The following is a 17,537-nucleotide window of genomic DNA, read 5'->3' on the forward strand; positions in this document are numbered from 1 at the left end:
TATCGATTTATCTAGACGATAAAGGAATATTAAAAATCTGTTCATTGGACTTGGCAACGGGCGTGGATCAACATCCGCTTCAAGGTTCGAGAAGGCCTTGAGACGCTGTACAAAGAGGGGTTCAGGACGGGCTTGCGGGGGTTGAGCCCGGCTTGAAAAGTAAAGCACCCTGCCCGGCATTGCGCCGGGCAAGGTTTTACGCTCTTACAACAGCGGGATCGAGTAGCTGACGATCAGGCGGTTTTCGTCCTGGTCACGAGTCGCAACATCGGTGCGCCACATTGCGTTTTTCCACGCAACGCCGAGGTTTTTCAGCGGGCCTTCTGGAACAACGTAAGCCAGAGTCAAGTCGCGCTCCCACTCGGTTTTGTCACCGGTGGTAGTCTGGATGTTGCTGCCCTTGAGGTAGACAACACCAGCGGTCAGGCCTGGCAGGCCGACTTTGGCGAAGTCATACGCGTAACGAGCTTGCCAGGTGCGTTCGCCAGCACGGGCAAATTTCTGGATTTGCATGTCGGTGGTGGTGCTGTTCGACGAACCGTCACCTTGGTTCAGCCAAGGGAAATCACTGTCGCCCTTGGTGTACTGGTAACCGCCACCAAAAGTGTGGCCGTTAACCGAATACAGTGCCAGGTAGCTGTACAGGTCGTTGTCAACCTTGCCGCTGGTCGCAGGGCGGGCACCGTCGGTGTAGTAACCCGAGGTGTAGTAGCCGGCGGTATTGGCATTCGCGCCATTATCGCGGCTGCGGTAGTAACGCAGGTCGCTTTTCAGCACGCCAGGGCCGATTGCCCAGTTGTGTACCAGACCCAGGAAGTTCTGGGAGTAGAAGTCTTTCAGCTCGCCAAAGTAGTACGAAGCGGTCAGATCCTTGGTGATCTTGTAGTCAGCACCGGCGTAGTAGAACTTGTTGCTGAATTTGCCGGTGTCATAGTTGGAGCTTTTGTTCGCGCCAGCAATCGACAGGTTTTCGTTGTTGCTGGAGTTACGGCCCTTGGCGGACTCGATTTGGCCAGCAGTCAGAGTCAGGTCTTTGATTTCGTTAGAAACGATCTCGCCGCCCTGGAAGGTCTGAGGCAATAGGCGACCGTCGTTGGTCTTGATCACCGGGTTGTTTGGCTGCAGGGTGCCCAATTTTGCCACGGTCTGGGAGATTTTGACCTTGCCGGTCACACCCAGGCTGGCGAAATCATTGACTGCCTTATTGCCGTCGCTCGGGAACACAGTGCCGCCCGAAGCGGTGCCGCTGTAGTTACCGTGATTTGCGCGGCTGGAGTCCAGACGCAGGCCATACAGGCCAATAGCGTCAACACCGAACTGAACAGTGCCTTGGGTGAAACCCGAGATGAAACGCAGATCGAAGCCTTGGCCCCATTCGGCGTTTTTGCTGCGGCTGCTGGATGTTGGAGCACCATCACGGTTATCCGTGTTGATGTAGAAGTTACGCAGACCCAGTGTTGCTTTGCTGTCTTCGATAAAACCTGCGGCGCCTGCTTGCTGGGCGATTGCACCCAGGGTCACAGCCAACGCCAATGTCGACTTCTTCATGTACCGCTCCTCTCATTTCTAATTTTTGTATTTCTTAGGTCTCGGGTCTGACGCCCTCGATCCACAGATGCGCGATTAGCACCGGATAGTGACTGACAAGTCAATCGTAACCTTGTGTGTCTACTACTTTCGTCTAACCGCAGTTAATTTGGTCCTTGCAGGGTAATGAGTTTTTCATACACCCAAAAAGAATTGTTTCGTCCTTTTTCATACCATTCAGGAATAACGCTTTCCATGGGACGGTCAAGCCGACAGGCGATGCCGCTCCATAAGCGTTTTCCGAAAGAGTATGTCTTTGCGCTTTTTTAGATCGTTTTGTGTTGACCAAACGGGGTCATACGTCACTCACGATCAAAAACGCGACGCCATCATGGCCAAACGCACATCATTCCGTCAATTTGTTACAGTTTTTGTATCGATGAAACTTTTCTGCCGTCCCAGCAATCCACCTCACCGTACCCGGTGATAATGTCACTTTGATGTCAGTTATGTGTATAAATCGGCAAACCCTGGGTTCAGGGCCGATGCATCCGCCGAGGAGCATGACTCGCCGAAGTGACAGGCGAGAGGATTGCCCCCTCGCCCGTTCAGGCTTACAACGCCTTTTCGAAAATCTTCGAATTACGCTGATAGTTGTATAACGACGCCCGCGCCGACGGCAGGCGATCCACCGTGCTCGGCACAAAACCACGTTCGCGGAACCAGTGGGCGGTACGGGTCGTCAGCACGAAGAGCGTCTTCAAACCCTGGGCCCGGGCACGGGTCTCGATGCGCTCCAGCAGTTCGTCACCGCGACCGCCATGACGGTACTCCGGGTTCACGGCCAGGCACGCCAGCTCCCCTGCGTCGGAGTCGGCGATCTGATACAGCGCCGCACAGGCGATGATCATGCCTTCACGTTCCACCACGCTGAACTGCTCGATTTCCCGCTCCAGCACTTCCCGGGAACGACGCACCAGAATCCCCTGCTCTTCCAGCGGGCTGATCAGGTCCAGCAACCCGCCGACGTCTTCAATCGCCGCTTCGCGCACCAGTTCGAACTGTTCCTGGGCCACCAGCGTACCGCCGCCATCCCGGGTGAACAGCTCGGTCAGCAAGGCGCCGTCTTCGGCATAACTGACAATGTGGCTGCGCCCTACGCCGCCCCGGCAAGCCTCGGCGGCCGCGTCCAGCAATTCGGCCTGGTAGTTGTTGCCCAGGCGTTGCAGGTGCGCGGGCACCTGTTGCGGCCGCAATTCACGCACCAGGCGGCCGTGCTCGTCGATCAGGCCGAGATCGGCACCGAACAGCAGCAACTTGTCCGCGCCCAGGTCGATGGCCGCGCGGGTGGCGACGTCTTCACAGGCGAGGTTGAAGATTTCGCCGGTAGGCGAGTAGCCCAGCGGCGACAGCAGCACGATGGAGCGCTCGTCCAGCAGGCGGTTGATGCCCTTGCGGTCGACCCGGCGCACTTCGCCGGTGTGGTGATAGTCGACGCCTTCAAGCACACCGATCGGGCGCGCCGTCACCAGGTTGCCGCTGGCCACCCGCAGGCGCGAGCCCTGCATCGGCGAGGACGCCATGTCCATCGACAACCGCGCTTCGATGGCGATACGCAGATGGCCGACCGCATCGATCACGCACTCCAGGGTTGCGGCATCGGTGATGCGCAAGCCTTCGTGGTAAGCCGGGGTCAGGCCGCGGGCGGCGAGGCGGGTTTCAATTTGCGGGCGCGAACCGTGGACCAGCACCAGTCGCACGCCCAGGCTGTGGAGCAGCACCAGGTCGTGGACGATATTGCCGAAGTTCGGGTGCTCTACACCATCGCCCGGCAGCATGACGACAAAGGTGCAATCCCGGTGGGCATTGATGTAAGGCGAAGCGTGACGAAGCCAATTGACGTATTCGGGCATAAAAACCTGGGCCTGTAATAAAAAGCAGCCAAAAAAGGATGAATCGCAAAACGCACAGCGGGCTGTTGGTTATCGTCGGAACAGGCTTGGCGACACGCTCGCTCTCCTTCTATGTACGGATGGGCAGGGGTTAATTTATGCAGGTGTCAGGCAGTAATGTTGAATCAGTTCACGCAATAGACGCACTGTAGGCGTCAAGCGTGACATTTCAAGGTACTCGCCTGGCTGGTGGGCGCAGGCGATATCGCCAGGGCCAAGCACCAGGGTCTCGCAACCAAGGCGCTGAAGATAAGGCGCTTCGGTGCCGAACGCCACTGCTTCGGCGCGATGACCGGTAAGTCGTTCAGCTACCCGCACCAACTCTGCATCCTCGGCCTGCTCGAACGGCGGCACTTCGGGGAACAGCGGCGCATAGTCGATCTTCACCTGATGGCGCTCGGCCAAGGGTTCAAGCTTCTGCCGGATGGCAGCGCGCAGCACCTGGGGATCCATGCCCGGCAGGGGCCGCAGGTCGAATTCCAGGGAGCATTGGCCGCAGATGCGGTTGGGGTTGTCGCCACCGTGGATGCAGCCGAAGTTCATGGTCGGCTGCGGCACGCTGAACTGCGGATTGCGGTATTCGCGCTGCCAGGCCAGGCGCAGGCCACGCAGTTCGCCAATGGCGTCGTGCATGGCTTCGAGGGCGCTGTGGCCCAGGCTTGGGTCCGACGAATGGCCGCTGCGCCCGAGGATATCGATGCGCTCCATCATTACGCCCTTGTGCAAGCGGATGGGCTTGAGGCCGGTGGGTTCACCGATCACCGCCGCACGGCCCAAGGGACGACCCGCCTCGGCCAGTGCACGAGCACCGGCCATGGAGCTTTCTTCATCGCAGGTAGCAAGAATCAGCAGCGGCTGCTTGAAAGGCTGATCGAGCAACGGCTGGACGGCTTCGATCACCAGGGCGAAAAAGCCCTTCATGTCACAGCTGCCCAGTCCTACCCAGCGGCCGTCGACTTCCGTCAGCTTGAGCGGATCGGTCTGCCATAGGGCGCCGTCGTACGGCACGGTGTCACTGTGGCCCGCCAACACCAGGCCGCCAGGGCCGGTGCCGAAACTGGCCAACAGGTTGAATTTGCCTGGGCTGACCTGCTGGATGTCGCAGGCAAAGCCCAGGTCTGCCAGCCAGGTGGCGAGCAAATCGATGACCGGGCGGTTGGATTGGTCGAGAGAGGCCTGGGTACAACTGACCGAAGGCGCGGCAATCAGCGCGGCGAACTGTTCTTTCATGGACGGTAAAGGCATGCGCTGTCTCTCAACTTCCCGGACGAACCCCATCATAGAGCTATCTGAGTGACACAATAAACCGTTGCGGCACGTTGCCGGGCTCAGTCCTGTACACTGCACGACCTTGGCAGCCACTCTTTTCCCCGGCTGCGCTCCCGATCCTGGATTTTCCGGCCATGCAGAAAGAAACCGAAATCAAGCTCCGTGTCAGCCGCGAAACCCTCGCCGCGCTGCGTGAGCACCCGTTACTGAAAAAACGCAACAAAAGTGGCTGGGAACGCCGTGAGTTGATGAACCAGTACTTCGACACCCCGGAACGCGACCTGGCCCAGGCCAAAGTGGCCCTGCGCCTGCGCAAAGACGGCGACGAAGTGATCCAGACCCTCAAGACCCGTGGCCAGAGCGTCGCCGGCTTGTCGGAACGCAATGAGTACAACTGGGACCTGGCCAAAGCCAAGCTCGACGTGAAGAAACTCGACGGCGAATGCTGGCCCGAGCAACTGGCCGAGCTGGACAAAAAGACCCTCAAGCCGATCTTCACCACCGATTTCGTCCGCGAACGCGCTGAAATCGCCTGGGGCCGCGGCAAGGCCAAGGTGGTGATCGAAGCCGCCCTGGACCTGGGCCACGTGGTTGCCGGCAAGCAGAAAGAAGAAATCTGCGAGCTGGAACTGGAACTGCGCGAAGGCGACCCGGCCGCCCTGCTGGAACTGGCCGCTGAACTGGCCGCGACCCTGGCGCTGATGCCGTGCGATATCAGCAAGGCCGAGCGTGGCTATCGCCTGTTCGACGCCAACAGCTACTCCCTGAGCCTGCCGGCACCGGTGCTGCACGCCGAAATGCCGCTGGACGACGCATTTGCTGCCGTCATGTGGCATCTGTTGGGCAGCAGCCAGCGCCTGGCCGAGCAATACCGTTTCAACGGCCACTGGCGTCTGCTGCAGGACTGGGTGGAAAACCTCGGCGAACTGCGGGCCCTGCTCGGCAGCCTCGGCCAGGCCGCACCGCGTCAGTCCACCAGCGAATTGCGCGCCGCACTGGACGCCTTGCTGGAAGACTGGCGTCCGCTGGTCCAGGCCGGTGACGACGATGAAGACATCCGCAAGGCCGCGCCGGAGCAGTTCGCCGAAGAACTGGAAGACGTGCGCTGGGGTTTGTTCTCCCTGACCACTTCCCGCTGGCTGCTGGCCCGCACCTGGGCCGCGGATCGCAACGTGCGTGGCAATCGCCAAGGCGCTGCACAGCTGGCCAACTGGCTGCCGCGCCTGCTGGCCGATGACGCTGTTGCCCTGCAACTGCCGCGCTACCAGCAACAGCCGGAAGACCTGGCCGAGCAACTGCCGCGTATCGAACGCATCCTGGCATGGCTGCACCATGCACGCCAGGTGCTGGATATCGCCGAGCTGGACCGTTTGTATGGCGAGCTGAACAAGCTGGCGCACCTGGCCAACCAGCCGATCACCGATGAGTCGCTGGATGCGCGGATGCATCAGGCGATTGCGGTGTATCAGAATCGCGCCTGGAAAACCCTGCTGCGCCTGTAAAACCCTTGTGGTGAGGGAGCTTGCTCCCTCGCCACTCAAGTCAGGCCATGGCAACTATCAGCGCAACACCGGCAAACTCGTGGTGGACTTGATCTCCGACAAGGCCACTATCGAGTTGACCTCCTGAATCCCCGGCACCATCGACAGCTTCTCAAAGAAAAACCGCTCATACGCCTCGATGTCCGACGTGACGATCCGCAGTAAAAAGTCCACCGCCCCCATCAGCACATAACATTCCAGCACTTCCGGAAAACCGCGAATCGCCTCGGTGAATTCAGTGAAGTTGGAACGGCCGTGGGCGTTGAGTTTCACCTCGGCAAAAATCTGCGTATTAAGGCCGATTTTCTTGCGATCCAGCAGGGTGACCTGGCCGCGAATCACACCCTCCTCTTTCAGCCGCTGAATCCGGCGCCAGCACGGCGACTGCGACAGGCCGACCTGTTCGGCGATCTGCGCGCTGGAGAGCGAAGCGTCTTCCTGCAGCAGCGCGAGAATGCGCCGGTCGTACACGTCCAATTCAGCGTGCATAGAAATACCCATTAATCATGATTTAAAGAATTACATGATTCTCTTATAAGCCAATACAGGCTGTTTTAGATAAGAAATCTCCCGCGACGAATGCAAAAATTTCTCCAGTCGAATCCGGAGAATCATCATGCACGTCGTCGAAGCCTCCCACCCCGCCCAACGCGTTGACGCCTGGGCCGTCAGCAATGCCCACTGCCAGGCGCACTATCAAATCCTCGCCGAGGCTGAACCCGACGTGTTGTGCCGGGTGCTCAACTATTTTGCCCTGCAGTTCCTGGTGCCACGTCAGGTGAGCGTGCAGCGTGAAGACGACCTGCTGGCGATCGATATCGTGATGGATGGCCTGAGCTGGCACCGGGCCCAGGTGATCGGCGAAAAACTTCGTAACCTGATCAGTGTGTGCTCGCTGGAGCTGCGCCCGGCAGATGCTGCGCGGCCTCTGGCGGTCCAGGCGGCAGCTCAGTAAATGCCTGCAATAAACTCCGGAGGCCGAAGCGCAAAGGGTGACTAGCCTGAGGACTACGCCTAATCGTTGCCCAGGAACGTCACCATGTCCGTTGCGCCAAATCCCCAGGATCGCTGGCTGGAAATCCATCAGTTGTTGCCTGCCCTGATCGACCAGGGCCTGGTGCCCGCCGACCTGGCCCTACCGGCGAACAGTGGGCTGCATCCCCTGGAATGCATTGCCAGCCAGGGGCCGTCTCTGGAAATGCTGACCGAATGGCTCGCCCGCCACTGCGGCCAGCCCTACCTGCGTATCGACCCGTTGAAAATCGACGTCGCGGCGGTGGTGCCGCTGATGTCCTATGCCTTTGCCCAGCGCCACAAGATCCTGGCCGTTGCGGTCGACGCCCACAGCGTTACCGTCGCCAGTGCTCAGCCTTACGTGTGCAGTTGGGAAGCCGGCCTGGCTCAGGTGTTGAAGCGCTCCATCAAGCGGGTGCTGGCCAATCCCCAGGAGATTCAGCGCTGCACCGTGGAGTTTTACCGACTGGCGAAATCGGTCAGCGGCGCCATTGATCAAAAAACCTCCGGCGCGCCGAATATCGAACAACTGCTCAATCTCGGCGCCAGCGACCAGGAGCCCGACGCCAACGACGCGCACATCGTCAATATCGTCGACTGGCTGTTGCAGTACGCCTTTGGCCAGCGGGCCAGTGATATCCATATCGAACCCGGACGCGATCAGGGGCGCGTGCGTTTTCGCATCGACGGGCTGCTGCATGACGTCTATCAATTCCCATCCCAGGTGACGATGGCGGTGGTCAGCCGCCTGAAAAGCCTGGGCCGGATGAACGTGGCGGAAAAACGCAAACCCCAGGACGGCCGGGTGAAGACCAAAAGCCCCACGGGCGGGGAAGTGGAGCTGCGCCTGTCGACCTTGCCCATAGCCTTCGGCGAAAAGCTGGTGATGCGAATTTTTGACCCGCAGGTGCTGCACAAGGATTTCCAGCAACTGGGACTTTCCAGCGACGATCTGCAACGCTGGCAATCCATGACCGGCCAGGCCAACGGCATCATCCTGGTCACCGGCCCTACCGGTTCCGGCAAGACCAGCACGCTGTACACCACGCTCAAGCAATTGGCCACTCGCGAGGTCAACCTGTGCACCGTCGAAGACCCGATCGAGATGGTGGAGCCGGCCTTCAACCAGATGCAGGTGCAGCACAACATCGACCTGACCTTCGCCAGCGGCATCCGCGCCCTGATGCGCCAGGACCCGGACATCATCATGATCGGCGAGATTCGCGACCTGGAAACCGCAGAAAATGCGATCCAGGCCGCCCTGACCGGGCATCTGGTGCTGTCGACGTTGCACACCAACGATGCGCCCGGCGCCATCAGCCGCTTGCTGGAACTGGGCATTCCCCATTACCTGATCAATGCCACGCTGCTGGGGGTGATGGCCCAGCGCCTGGTCAGGCTGTTGTGCCCGCACTGCAAGCGGCAAGCCGGGCAGGTCCATCAGGCAGTGGGTTGCGGCGAGTGCCGGGAAAGTGGCTATCGGGGTCGAGCCGGGGTCTACGAGATCATGCTGATGAACGATCGCCTCAAGGCCCTGGTCAGCCCGGGCACCGACCTCCAGGCCCTGCGTCTGGCGGCCCTTGACCAGGGAATGTGCAGCTTGCGGTCCGCCGGTATGCGCAAGGTAATGGCAGGACTGACAACACTTGAAGAGGTACTGCGAGTGACGCCTGGGGATTCAGAAACAAATCCTTTGATCGATGGCGCGGTAATCCGTCCTTATCCGTGACAACACCGTTACAATCGGAAAAACCTCGCTTCACCGTCACCAGACAAGGAATCGTTATGCAGATCGGAACCGTACTGCTTCTTTTTGTAGGCTTGGCCGTCGCCATCCTCTTCATGGGTTTCAAGGTGGTCCCGCAGGGTTACCAGTGGACAGTCGAGCGCTTCGGCCGCTACACCAACACCCTCAAGCCCGGCCTGAACATCATCATTCCGGTCATGGACCGCATCGGTCGCAAGATCAACGTGATGGAAAGCGTGCTGGATATCCCACCCCAGGAAGTCATCACCGCTGACAACGCCACGGTGCAGATCGACGCCGTGTGCTTCTTCCAGGTGGTCAATACCGCCCAGGCTGCCTACGAGGTGAACAACCTCGAACACGCCATCCGCAACCTGTTGCAAACCAACATCCGTACCGTGCTCGGCTCCATGGAGCTGGATGCGATGCTCAGCCAGCGTGACGGCATCAACGAAAAACTGCTGCGCACCGTCGACGAAGCCACCGCACCGTGGGGCATCAAGATCACCCGGATCGAGATCAAGGACATCAGCCCGCCTGCCGACCTGATGGCCGCCATGTCCGGCCAGATGAAGGCCGAGCGGATCAAGCGTGCGCAGATCCTCGAGGCCGAAGGCCTGCGAGCCTCCGCGATCCTGACCGCCGAAGGCAAGAAGCAGGCGCAGATCCTGGAGGCCGAAGGTGGTCGTCAGGCCGCCTTCCTGGAATCCGAAGCCCGCGAACGTCAGGCCGAGGCCGAAGCCCGCGCCACTCAAGTGGTATCGGAAGCCATCGCCACCGGTAACGTGCAGGCCATCAACTACTTCGTCGCCCAGAAATACATCGACGCACTGGGCAAGCTGGCCTCGGCCAACAACAGCAAGGTGATCCTGATGCCGCTGGAAGCCAGCCAGGTGATTGGCGCAGTCGGCGGCATCGGCGAAATCGTCAAGGCAACCTTCGACAACAAGAAAGCCTGAGGCACGCACCATGTGGGAATTCCTGCAGCACCTGTCGTTTTGGGACTGGCTGGCACTGGGCACGGTGCTGTTGATCCTTGAAGTGTTCGGTGCCGGTGGTTATCTGCTGTGGATGGGCATCGCCGCGGCAGCCGTGGGCGTGATCAAGTTCCTGGTGCCGAGCCTGGGGCTGGAGTGGCAACTGCTGCTGTTCGCCGTGCTGTCGATCCTCACGGCGGTGTACTGGTGGCGACGCCAGCGCAGCAGCGCCAAGGTCAGCGACCAGCCGGGGCTGAACATGCGCGGCTCCGAGCTGATCGGTCGCACCTTTGTGGTGCATCAGGCCATCGTCGAGGGCCGTGGCAAGATCAAGGTGGGTGACGGTGTGTGGATGGCATCCGGGCCGGACGCGCCGGCTGGGGCACACGTACGTGTCATTGGTCAGGAAGGCGTGATTTTGCAGGTTGAAACTGTTTAGTCATCCATGGAACTCGGCTGGGCTATCTACAATCAAACTGTTCAGATAACCCAGTCGGAGTCACCCATCATGCGTCTAAAATATGCTGTCGCAACCCTCGCTGTGCTTTCCCTTCCTGTCGGTTCAGCCATGGCCGACAGCTTCTGGCGTAATGTCATCTCATCGGGTGCCACGACCGGCTCGACGTACCTGACCTTCAAGGACCACAAAATGGTAGTCGCCGCCCAAGACGACGCCGGTAGCTTCGTCGCCAGTGACGGCAACATCCGTGGCCCATACCTGGAAGCTGCGATGCAGAAAGTCCGCGCCGATAACCCTGGCCTCAAGGCCACGGATATGGACCTGGCGAACGCTATCCTGGCAAAAAACGCCATTGCTTCCGAGTAATACCGCCGCATAAAAAATGCCGTTCCTCGAGAGCGGCATTTTTTTGCCCTGATTTCCTACGCCAGACGCTGGCGATTCCGCATCTGAACAGGAAAAGTCCTGTCGAGTTGCAGGCGCGCCCGGCAACAAGCTATCGATTCCCTTCAGACTGAGTGAATCGATGACCATGCAAAAACTCTCCTACGCCCTGCTGCTCGCCGCGGTTGCCACGCCTTATGCCCAGGCAGAAAGCTGGTACGGGTCGGCAAAGCTCAACAGCGCCCGGCAGAATCTCTCAAGCTCACTGCTGACCAGCCCACGCGTAACCCACCGGGTAGAAGCCCCCGACAGCAGCAAGACTTTCACCGGCTCATTCGCCGTGGGCTATGCCTTTGCCGATGGCTGGCGCCTGGAGGGGGAATACACGATGCCCAGCCACTCGACCTTCAAATCCCATTGGGCACCGTTCAATGCCAACGTCAACAGCCTGCGCACCGACAGCCAGCGCCTGATGCTCAACGGTTATAAAAACATCCCGATCAATGAATGGCTGTCGTTCTACGGTATGGCGGGAGTCGGCGTGGCCCAGGTTGACGCCGAGGGTTACCAGACCAACGACACCCGCCGTTTCGCCAGCAATCGCCAATACAACTTCGCCTACAGCGTTGGCCTGGGGCTGGATGCCAAGGTCAGCGAAACCCTGACCCTGGGTACCGGCTGGCGTTACGTGGACATGGGCGGGATCGAGACCGGCTACAACACGTTCGCCAATCGGATAAACGCCCGGGACGAACAGCTCAAAGGCAAGCTCAAAGAGCAGAACGTGTTTCTTGAGGCACGCGTTGCCTTCTGACACCGATGCTGAAATGCCGCTCCCGAGGCGGCATTTTTTGTTTCAGGCGGGACGATTCATTCACAGACGACAGGCTATATTCAGTCGAGCCGTGCAACCATGCCCGGCATTGATATGCTTTTTTCTCATCGCCTTCTGAAACGGATGCCTTCAACGTCATGAGCCAACTGCCCTTTCTGCCGTTCTCCAAGCCCACCATTGATGAAGCCACCATCTCGGCGGTAGGCGACGTACTGCGCTCCGGCTGGATCACCAGCGGGCCGAAAGTGCAGGCGTTCGAGGCGCAGTTGTCGGAATATTTTGGGGGGCGCCCGGTGCGTACCTTCAACTCGGGCACCTGCACCATGGAGATTGCCTTGCGCATCGCCGGTATCGGGCCTGGTGACGAAGTCATCACCACCCCGATTTCGTGGGTAGCCACGGCCAACGTGATTCTGGAAGTCGGTGCCACACCGGTGTTCGCCGACATCGACCCGGTGACCCGCAATATCGACCTGGCCAAGGTGGAAGCCGCGATCACACCGCGCACCAAGGCAATCATCCCGGTATACCTGGCGGGCCTGCCACTGGACATGCCATTGCTCTACGCGCTGGCCAACAAGTACAACCTGCGCATCGTCGAAGATGCAGCCCAGGCCCTGGGTTCCAGCTGGGATGGCCAACGCATTGGCGCTACCGGCGATTTCGTATCGTTCAGCTTCCAGGCGAACAAGAACATCACCTCGTCCGAAGGCGGCTGCCTGGTATTGAACAACGCTGAAGAAGCGCGCCTGGCGGAAAAATATCGCCTGCAGGGCGTGACCCGCACCGGCTTCGACGGCCTGGACGTGGATGTACTCGGCGGCAAGTTCAATATGACCGACATCGCAGCGGCCATCGGCCTGGGCCAATTTGCCCACATCGAGAAGATCACTGCCCATCGCCAGGAACTGGCACGGCACTATTTCGAATGCTTCGGCAGTGATTTCGAAGAAAAGTACGGCGCGCAATTGCCACCGGCAGACTTCGAAAACAGCAACTGGCACCTGTTCCAGCTGGTACTGCCGGAGCGCCAGGACGGGTTGCCGGCGCGCGCAACGTTCATGGAGCAGATGCAGGCCCACGGCGTCGGCATTGGCTATCACTACCCGCCGATCCACCTGCTGAGCTTGTACAAGGCGCAGGGATTCAAGGAAGGCATGTTCCCGGTAGCGGAAAAAGTCGGGCGTTTGATTGTGTCGTTGCCGATGTTCACGGCGATGACGAAGGCGGATGTAGAGCGTTCGGTAGCGGCGGTCAAAGCGGTATTGAAGCGCGGATAAAACCTTTGCGGGAGCCGGTTGCCGGCTCCCGCAGCGGGATCACTCGCCGATGGCAGCCTTGTAACCGGCAGCGTCCAGCAGCTTGTCCAGCTCAGCCGAGTTGCTTGGCTTGAGCTTGAAGATCCAGGCGCCGTAAGGGTCGGAGTTCAACAGCTCTGGCTCGCCGCTCAAGGCGTCGTTCACCGCGATCACTTCGCCAGCAATTGGCGAGTAGATATCTGAAGCGGCCTTAACCGATTCAACTACGCCCGCCTGCTGAGTCGCCTCAAATACGTTGCCGACTTCGGTCAACTCAACGAACACTACATCCCCCAATGCTTCCTGGGCATGGTCCGAGATCCCGACGGTCACGGTGCCGTCAGCTTCCAGACGGGCCCATTCGTGACTTTCGGCAAAACGCAGGTCGGCAGGGATATCGCTCATAGTCTGTGTCCTCAAGGAAAAATGTCAGCGGCCATTGGCCCGCCGGAAAAGTTAGATCAATGTTTTGCCATGGCGCACGAACGTCGGTTTGACCACCCGAACCGGGTACCACTTGCCGCGGATTTCCACCTCGGCCCGGTCAGCAGTCGCCGACGGCACACGCGCCAGGGCAATGGATTTGCTTAGCGTAGGAGAGAAACTACCACTGGTGATCTCTCCTTCGCCAACATTGGCGATACGAACCACCTGGTGAGCGCGTAAAACCCCGCGCTCTTCCAGCACCAGGCCGACCAGCTTGGACTTCACACCCGCAGCCTTTTCGGCTTCCAGGGCGGCGCGGCCGATGAAATCCCGCTCGGCCGGCTCCCAGGCGATGCTCCAGGCCATGTTGGCTGCCAGGGGCGAAACGTCCTGATGAATATCCTGACCGTAGAGGTTCATGCCGGCCTCGAGGCGCAGCGTGTCGCGGGCGCCGAGGCCGATGGGCGAAATGCCTGCGCCTACCAGGTCGTTGAAGAACGCCGGGGCCTGATCGGCCGGCAGGACAATTTCAAGACCGTCTTCGCCGGTGTAACCGGTGCGCGCGATAAACCAGTCGCCGTCAGCCAGGCCTTCAAAGGGCTTGAGCTGATGGATCAGGGTGGCGCGGGACTGGGTAACCAGTTCAGCGATCTTTTGCCGGGCATGGGGGCCTTGAATGGCGAGCATGGCCAATTCGGGCCGCTCGCGGAGCTGGGCCTGATAGCTGCCGAGCCGAGCCTGCATCCAGGCCATGTCCTGGTCACGGGTGGCGGCGTTGACCACCAGCCGGTAACCGCCCTCGGTACGGTAGACGATCATGTCGTCCACCACGCCGCCCTGCTCGTTGAGCATGGCGCTGTATAACGCGCGGCCGCAGCCGTGCAATCGGTCAACATCATTGGCCAGCAAATGCTGGAGCCATTCCTTGGCCTGGGGGCCTGTGATATCGATCACGGTCATATGGGATACATCAAACACCCCGCAGTCGCGTCGCACCTGATGGTGCTCCTCAACCTGCGAGCCATAGTGCAAAGGCATATCCCAACCGCCAAAATCGACCATTTTCGCGCCAAGGGCGAGATGCAGGTCATACAGAGGCGTGCGCTGTCCCATGGGTTTCTCCTTCCGGGCGTGGCGAAGGTGCGGACGGTCGCCGTTCGGGCCGCACGCCTTGAAATACAAGGCCTGTAGCCGCGTTCAGCAACCCGATCTGAAAGATCGACCGCACCGAATGCCGCGCATTGTAGCCTCAAGCCGTAGGACTGGCACCTAACCGATTCGTCGCGCCGAACGTCGGATCAACCCGATGACCGGTAACAGCCCCACCAATACCAGGGTCAGGGCCGGCAGCGAAGCCCGCGCCCACTCCCCTTCGCTGGTCATCTCGAAAATCCGCACCGCCAGCGTGTCCCAGCCGAACGGGCGCATCAGCAGGGTCGCCGGCATTTCCTTGAGCACATCGACAAACACCAGCAGCGCCGCGCTCAGGGTGCCCGGCAGCAAAAGTGGCAGATACACTTTGCAAAACAGTCGCGGCCCGCTGACCCCAAGACTGCGGGCGGCTTCCGGCAAGGACGGACGGATTCGCGCCAGGCTGTTTTCCAGCGGCCCGTAGGCCACCGCAATGAAGCGCACCAGATACGCCAGCAGCAAGGCCGACAAACTGCCCAGTAACAGCGGTTTGCCGGCGCCCCCCAGCCAGCCGGAGACCGGGATCACCAGTTCACGATCCAGGTAGCTGAACGCCAGCATGATCGACACCGCCAGTACCGAGCCGGGCAGCGCGTAGCCTACGTTGGCCAGGCTGATGCCGGAGCGGATGGCCCGGGTGGGCGCCAGGCGATGGGCGAACGCGAGCACCAGGGCCACGCTGACGGTGATCAGGGCAGCCATACCGCCCAGGTACAGGGTATGGACGATCAAACCGGCGTAGCGCTCGTCCAGGTCGAAACGGCCACGCTGCCAGAACCAGGCCACCAGTTGCAGCATCGGGATCACGAACGCGCAGGCGAACACCAATCCGCACCAACCACTGGCCGCCGCAGCCTTGAAGCCGCGCAGGTGGTAAAGCGCCTTGCCGCGAGGTCGCTCATTGGTCGGCCGGCTGGCGCCCCGGGCACGGCGTTCGCCGTACAGCACCAGCATCACCACCAACAGCAACAGGCTGGCCAGTTGCGCGGCACTGGAGAGGCTGAAAAAGCCGTACCAGGTCTTGTAGATGGCGGTGGTAAAGGTGTCGAAGTTGAACACCGAGACGGCGCCGAAATCCGCCAGGGTTTCCATCAGCGCAAGGGCCACGCCCGCACCGATGGCGGGACGCGCCATGGGCAGGGCCACCCGCCAGAACGCTTGCCACGGCGACTGCCCCAAGACTCGCGCCGCTTCCATCAGGCCTTTGCCCTGGGCGAGGAACGCGGTGCGTGCCAGCAGATAAACGTAGGGGTAGAATACCAGCACCAGCACGATGATCACACCGCTCGTCGAGCGCACACGCGGCAGGCGCAAGCCTGTACCAAACCATTCGCGCAGCAGGGTTTGCACCGGGCCGGAGAAGTCCAGCAGGCCGACGAAGACGAAGGCGAGCACATAGGCGGGAATCGCGAAGGGCAGCATCAACGCCCAGTCCAGCCAGCGCCGGCCGGGGAATTCGCAGAGGCTGGTCAGCCAGGCCAGGCTGACGCCCAGCAGCGTGACGCCCACACCGACGCCCAGCACCAGGGTCAAGGTGTTGCCCAGCAGACGTGGCATCTGGGTTTCCCACAGGTGGGACCAGATCTGGTGGTCGATGGTCTGCCACGACAGCAACAGCACGCTCAACGGCAGCAGCACCAGGGCGGCGACGGTGAAGACCGGCAGGTACCAGCGGCGTTGGGCGGGATGGGCCAAAGGTTAATTCTCAGAGAATGAATAGCTTGAAGCCAGCGCTAACCAATGTGGGAGCGGGCTTGTGTGGGAGCGGGCTTGCTCGCGAAAGCGGCGTGTCAGTCAACGCATATGTGACTGATACACCCTCTTCGCGAGCAAGCGCGCTCCCACACAAGCCCGCCCCCACATTTAGATCGGCGGCGCCTTGCAAATTGTATCTAGTTCCAGCCCGCGCGATCCATCAAGCGAATCGCCTCAGCCTGACGCTTGCCCGCCACTTCCACCGGCAATGTGTCAGCTACAAACTTGCCCCAGGTCGCCACTTCCGCCGACGGCGGCACCGCCGGGTTGGCCGGGAATTCCTGGTTCACATCCGCAAAGATCTTCTGCGCTTCCGGCGTGGTCATCCACTCCACCAGCGCCTTGGCTGCTTCCGGGTGCGGTGCATGCTTGGTCAGGCCGATGCCCGACAGGTTGACGTGCACCCCGCGGTCGCCCTGGTTCGGCCAGAACAACTTCACCGCCAGGTCCGGCTTCTGCTTGTGCAGGCGGCCGTAGTAGTAGGTGTTCACGATGCCCACGTCACACTGCCCGGCGTTGATCGCTTCCAGCACGGCAATGTCATCGGAGAACACGTCGGTGGACAGGTTGTTGACCCAGCCCTTGACGATTTCTTCGGTCTTGGCCGCGCCGTGGGTTTCGATCAGGGTGGCGGTCAGCGACTGGTTGTAGACCTTCTTCGCGGTGCGCAGGCACAGGCGGCCTTCCCACTGCTTGTCGGCCAGGGCTTCGTAGGTGGTCAGGTCGCCCGGTTTCACGCGATCGGTGGAGTAGGCGATGGTCCGCGCTCGCAGGCTCAGGCCGGTCCAGGCATGGGCCGAAGAACGGTATTGAAGGGGAATATTCTTGTCGATCACCGCAGAGGTGAACGGCTGCAGGATGCCCATCTGCTCGGCCTGCCAGAGGTTGCCGGCGTCGACGGTGAGCAGCAGGTCGGCGGTGGCGTTTTCACCTTCGGCCTTGATGCGCTGCATCAGCGGCGCTTCCTTGTCGGTGATGAACTTCACCTGCACGCCGGTCTTCTTGGTGTAGGCGTCGAACACCGGCTTGATCAGTTCGTCGATGCGCGAGGAGTAGACCACGACCTCATCGGCCGCCTGCACGGTGGTGCTGCCGATAAGAGTGAGTGCCAGGGCAGTCAGGAGGCGCTTGGGTGCCAGCATGGGTGCGGTCTCTCATTTG

The 17,537-nt window shown here is 60.6% G+C and carries 16 protein-coding genes; 8 read left to right on the forward strand and 8 right to left on the reverse strand.

The window, feature by feature from the left end; genetic code table 11:
* Nucleotides 1-204: 204 nt before the first annotated feature.
* The 3 genes from V6607_RS31395 to argE form a co-directional block, all read right to left on the reverse strand.
* Nucleotides 205-1,548, reverse strand: coding sequence for an OprD family porin (locus V6607_RS31395; RefSeq protein WP_134327499.1), 1,344 nt, complete (start codon nucleotides 1,546-1,548; stop codon nucleotides 205-207).
* Between the two features lie 593 nt (nucleotides 1,549-2,141).
* Nucleotides 2,142-3,440: an amino-acid N-acetyltransferase gene (gene argA / locus V6607_RS31400; RefSeq protein WP_003213914.1), complete on the reverse strand. Its 1,299-nt coding sequence runs from the start codon at nucleotides 3,438-3,440 to the stop codon at nucleotides 2,142-2,144.
* 135 nt (nucleotides 3,441-3,575) lie between these two features.
* On the reverse strand, nucleotides 3,576-4,724 hold the full coding sequence (argE, locus tag V6607_RS31405; RefSeq protein ID WP_003213916.1) for an acetylornithine deacetylase: 1,149 nt from the start codon (nucleotides 4,722-4,724) through the stop codon (nucleotides 3,576-3,578).
* A gap of 158 nt (nucleotides 4,725-4,882) precedes the next feature.
* Here argE and V6607_RS31410 point away from each other — a divergent pair, with 158 nt between their 5' ends.
* Nucleotides 4,883-6,250 carry a CYTH domain-containing protein gene (locus V6607_RS31410; RefSeq protein ID WP_003213918.1) on the forward strand — a complete coding sequence of 456 codons (1,368 nt, stop codon included), beginning with the start codon at nucleotides 4,883-4,885 and terminating at the stop codon, nucleotides 6,248-6,250.
* Between the two features lie 57 nt (nucleotides 6,251-6,307).
* Here the strand turns inward: V6607_RS31410 and V6607_RS31415 are convergent, their stop codons facing one another.
* Complete coding sequence (locus V6607_RS31415; protein ID WP_087693276.1) at nucleotides 6,308-6,778, reverse strand: Lrp/AsnC family transcriptional regulator; 471 nt, start codon at nucleotides 6,776-6,778, stop codon at nucleotides 6,308-6,310.
* A 127-nt stretch (nucleotides 6,779-6,905) separates the two neighbouring features.
* Here V6607_RS31415 and V6607_RS31420 point away from each other — a divergent pair, with 127 nt between their 5' ends.
* The 7 genes from V6607_RS31420 (at nucleotide 6,906) to V6607_RS31450 (ending at nucleotide 12,986) form a co-directional block, all read left to right on the forward strand.
* Nucleotides 6,906-7,244, forward strand: a complete 339-nt coding sequence (locus V6607_RS31420) for a hypothetical protein (RefSeq protein ID WP_102604088.1) — start codon at nucleotides 6,906-6,908, stop codon at nucleotides 7,242-7,244.
* 84 nt (nucleotides 7,245-7,328) lie between these two features.
* Complete coding sequence (locus V6607_RS31425) at nucleotides 7,329-9,032, forward strand: GspE/PulE family protein (RefSeq protein ID WP_134327500.1); 1,704 nt, start codon at nucleotides 7,329-7,331, stop codon at nucleotides 9,030-9,032.
* A gap of 56 nt (nucleotides 9,033-9,088) precedes the next feature.
* On the forward strand, nucleotides 9,089-10,009 hold the full coding sequence (locus V6607_RS31430) for an SPFH domain-containing protein (RefSeq protein WP_003213925.1): 921 nt from the start codon (nucleotides 9,089-9,091) through the stop codon (nucleotides 10,007-10,009).
* A 10-nt stretch (nucleotides 10,010-10,019) separates the two neighbouring features.
* A complete protein-coding gene (locus V6607_RS31435; protein ID WP_008438897.1) occupies nucleotides 10,020-10,466 on the forward strand; it encodes an NfeD family protein in 447 nt (148 codons plus the stop codon).
* 69 nt (nucleotides 10,467-10,535) lie between these two features.
* Nucleotides 10,536-10,853, forward strand: coding sequence for a DUF2388 domain-containing protein (locus V6607_RS31440; protein ID WP_008438896.1), 318 nt, complete (start codon nucleotides 10,536-10,538; stop codon nucleotides 10,851-10,853).
* A 160-nt stretch (nucleotides 10,854-11,013) separates the two neighbouring features.
* Nucleotides 11,014-11,685, forward strand: coding sequence for an outer membrane beta-barrel protein (locus tag V6607_RS31445; protein WP_008438895.1), 672 nt, complete (start codon nucleotides 11,014-11,016; stop codon nucleotides 11,683-11,685).
* A gap of 158 nt (nucleotides 11,686-11,843) precedes the next feature.
* Nucleotides 11,844-12,986: a DegT/DnrJ/EryC1/StrS aminotransferase family protein gene (locus V6607_RS31450; protein ID WP_134327501.1), complete on the forward strand. Its 1,143-nt coding sequence runs from the start codon at nucleotides 11,844-11,846 to the stop codon at nucleotides 12,984-12,986.
* Nucleotides 12,987-13,025: 39 nt separating this feature from the next.
* Here V6607_RS31450 and gcvH read toward each other — a convergent pair whose 3' ends face one another.
* From gcvH to V6607_RS31470, 4 genes are all read right to left on the reverse strand, one after another.
* Nucleotides 13,026-13,409, reverse strand: coding sequence for a glycine cleavage system protein GcvH (gene gcvH, locus V6607_RS31455; RefSeq protein WP_008438893.1), 384 nt, complete (start codon nucleotides 13,407-13,409; stop codon nucleotides 13,026-13,028).
* A gap of 51 nt (nucleotides 13,410-13,460) precedes the next feature.
* On the reverse strand, nucleotides 13,461-14,543 hold the full coding sequence (gene gcvT / locus V6607_RS31460) for a glycine cleavage system aminomethyltransferase GcvT (protein WP_003213938.1): 1,083 nt from the start codon (nucleotides 14,541-14,543) through the stop codon (nucleotides 13,461-13,463).
* A 156-nt stretch (nucleotides 14,544-14,699) separates the two neighbouring features.
* A complete protein-coding gene (locus V6607_RS31465; RefSeq protein WP_134327502.1) occupies nucleotides 14,700-16,316 on the reverse strand; it encodes an iron ABC transporter permease in 1,617 nt (538 codons plus the stop codon).
* A gap of 197 nt (nucleotides 16,317-16,513) precedes the next feature.
* Nucleotides 16,514-17,518, reverse strand: a complete 1,005-nt coding sequence (locus V6607_RS31470) for an extracellular solute-binding protein (protein ID WP_008438892.1) — start codon at nucleotides 17,516-17,518, stop codon at nucleotides 16,514-16,516.
* Nucleotides 17,519-17,537 lie beyond the last annotated feature (19 nt).

It is taken from the genome of Pseudomonas sp. KK18 (assembly GCF_037094675.1).
Lineage (GTDB): Bacteria > Pseudomonadota > Gammaproteobacteria > Pseudomonadales > Pseudomonadaceae > Aquipseudomonas.

Coding starts and splice junctions, on each gene's coding strand:
- V6607_RS31435 (WP_008438897.1), top strand. CDS start 10,020: ATGTGGGAATTCCTGCAGCACCTGTCGTTTTGGGACTGGCTGGCACTG.
- V6607_RS31395 (WP_134327499.1), bottom strand. CDS start 1,548: ATGAAGAAGTCGACATTGGCGTTGGCTGTGACCCTGGGTGCAATCGCC.
- V6607_RS31445 (WP_008438895.1), top strand. CDS start 11,014: ATGACCATGCAAAAACTCTCCTACGCCCTGCTGCTCGCCGCGGTTGCC.
- V6607_RS31410 (WP_003213918.1), top strand. CDS start 4,883: ATGCAGAAAGAAACCGAAATCAAGCTCCGTGTCAGCCGCGAAACCCTC.
- V6607_RS31470 (WP_008438892.1), bottom strand. CDS start 17,518: ATGCTGGCACCCAAGCGCCTCCTGACTGCCCTGGCACTCACTCTTATC.
- V6607_RS31450 (WP_134327501.1), top strand. CDS start 11,844: ATGAGCCAACTGCCCTTTCTGCCGTTCTCCAAGCCCACCATTGATGAA.
- gcvT (WP_003213938.1), bottom strand. CDS start 14,543: ATGGGACAGCGCACGCCTCTGTATGACCTGCATCTCGCCCTTGGCGCG.
- V6607_RS31415 (WP_087693276.1), bottom strand. CDS start 6,778: ATGCACGCTGAATTGGACGTGTACGACCGGCGCATTCTCGCGCTGCTG.
- argE (WP_003213916.1), bottom strand. CDS start 4,724: ATGCCTTTACCGTCCATGAAAGAACAGTTCGCCGCGCTGATTGCCGCG.
- gcvH (WP_008438893.1), bottom strand. CDS start 13,409: ATGAGCGATATCCCTGCCGACCTGCGTTTTGCCGAAAGTCACGAATGG.
- V6607_RS31420 (WP_102604088.1), top strand. CDS start 6,906: ATGCACGTCGTCGAAGCCTCCCACCCCGCCCAACGCGTTGACGCCTGG.
- argA (WP_003213914.1), bottom strand. CDS start 3,440: ATGCCCGAATACGTCAATTGGCTTCGTCACGCTTCGCCTTACATCAAT.
- V6607_RS31430 (WP_003213925.1), top strand. CDS start 9,089: ATGCAGATCGGAACCGTACTGCTTCTTTTTGTAGGCTTGGCCGTCGCC.
- V6607_RS31425 (WP_134327500.1), top strand. CDS start 7,329: ATGTCCGTTGCGCCAAATCCCCAGGATCGCTGGCTGGAAATCCATCAG.
- V6607_RS31440 (WP_008438896.1), top strand. CDS start 10,536: ATGCGTCTAAAATATGCTGTCGCAACCCTCGCTGTGCTTTCCCTTCCT.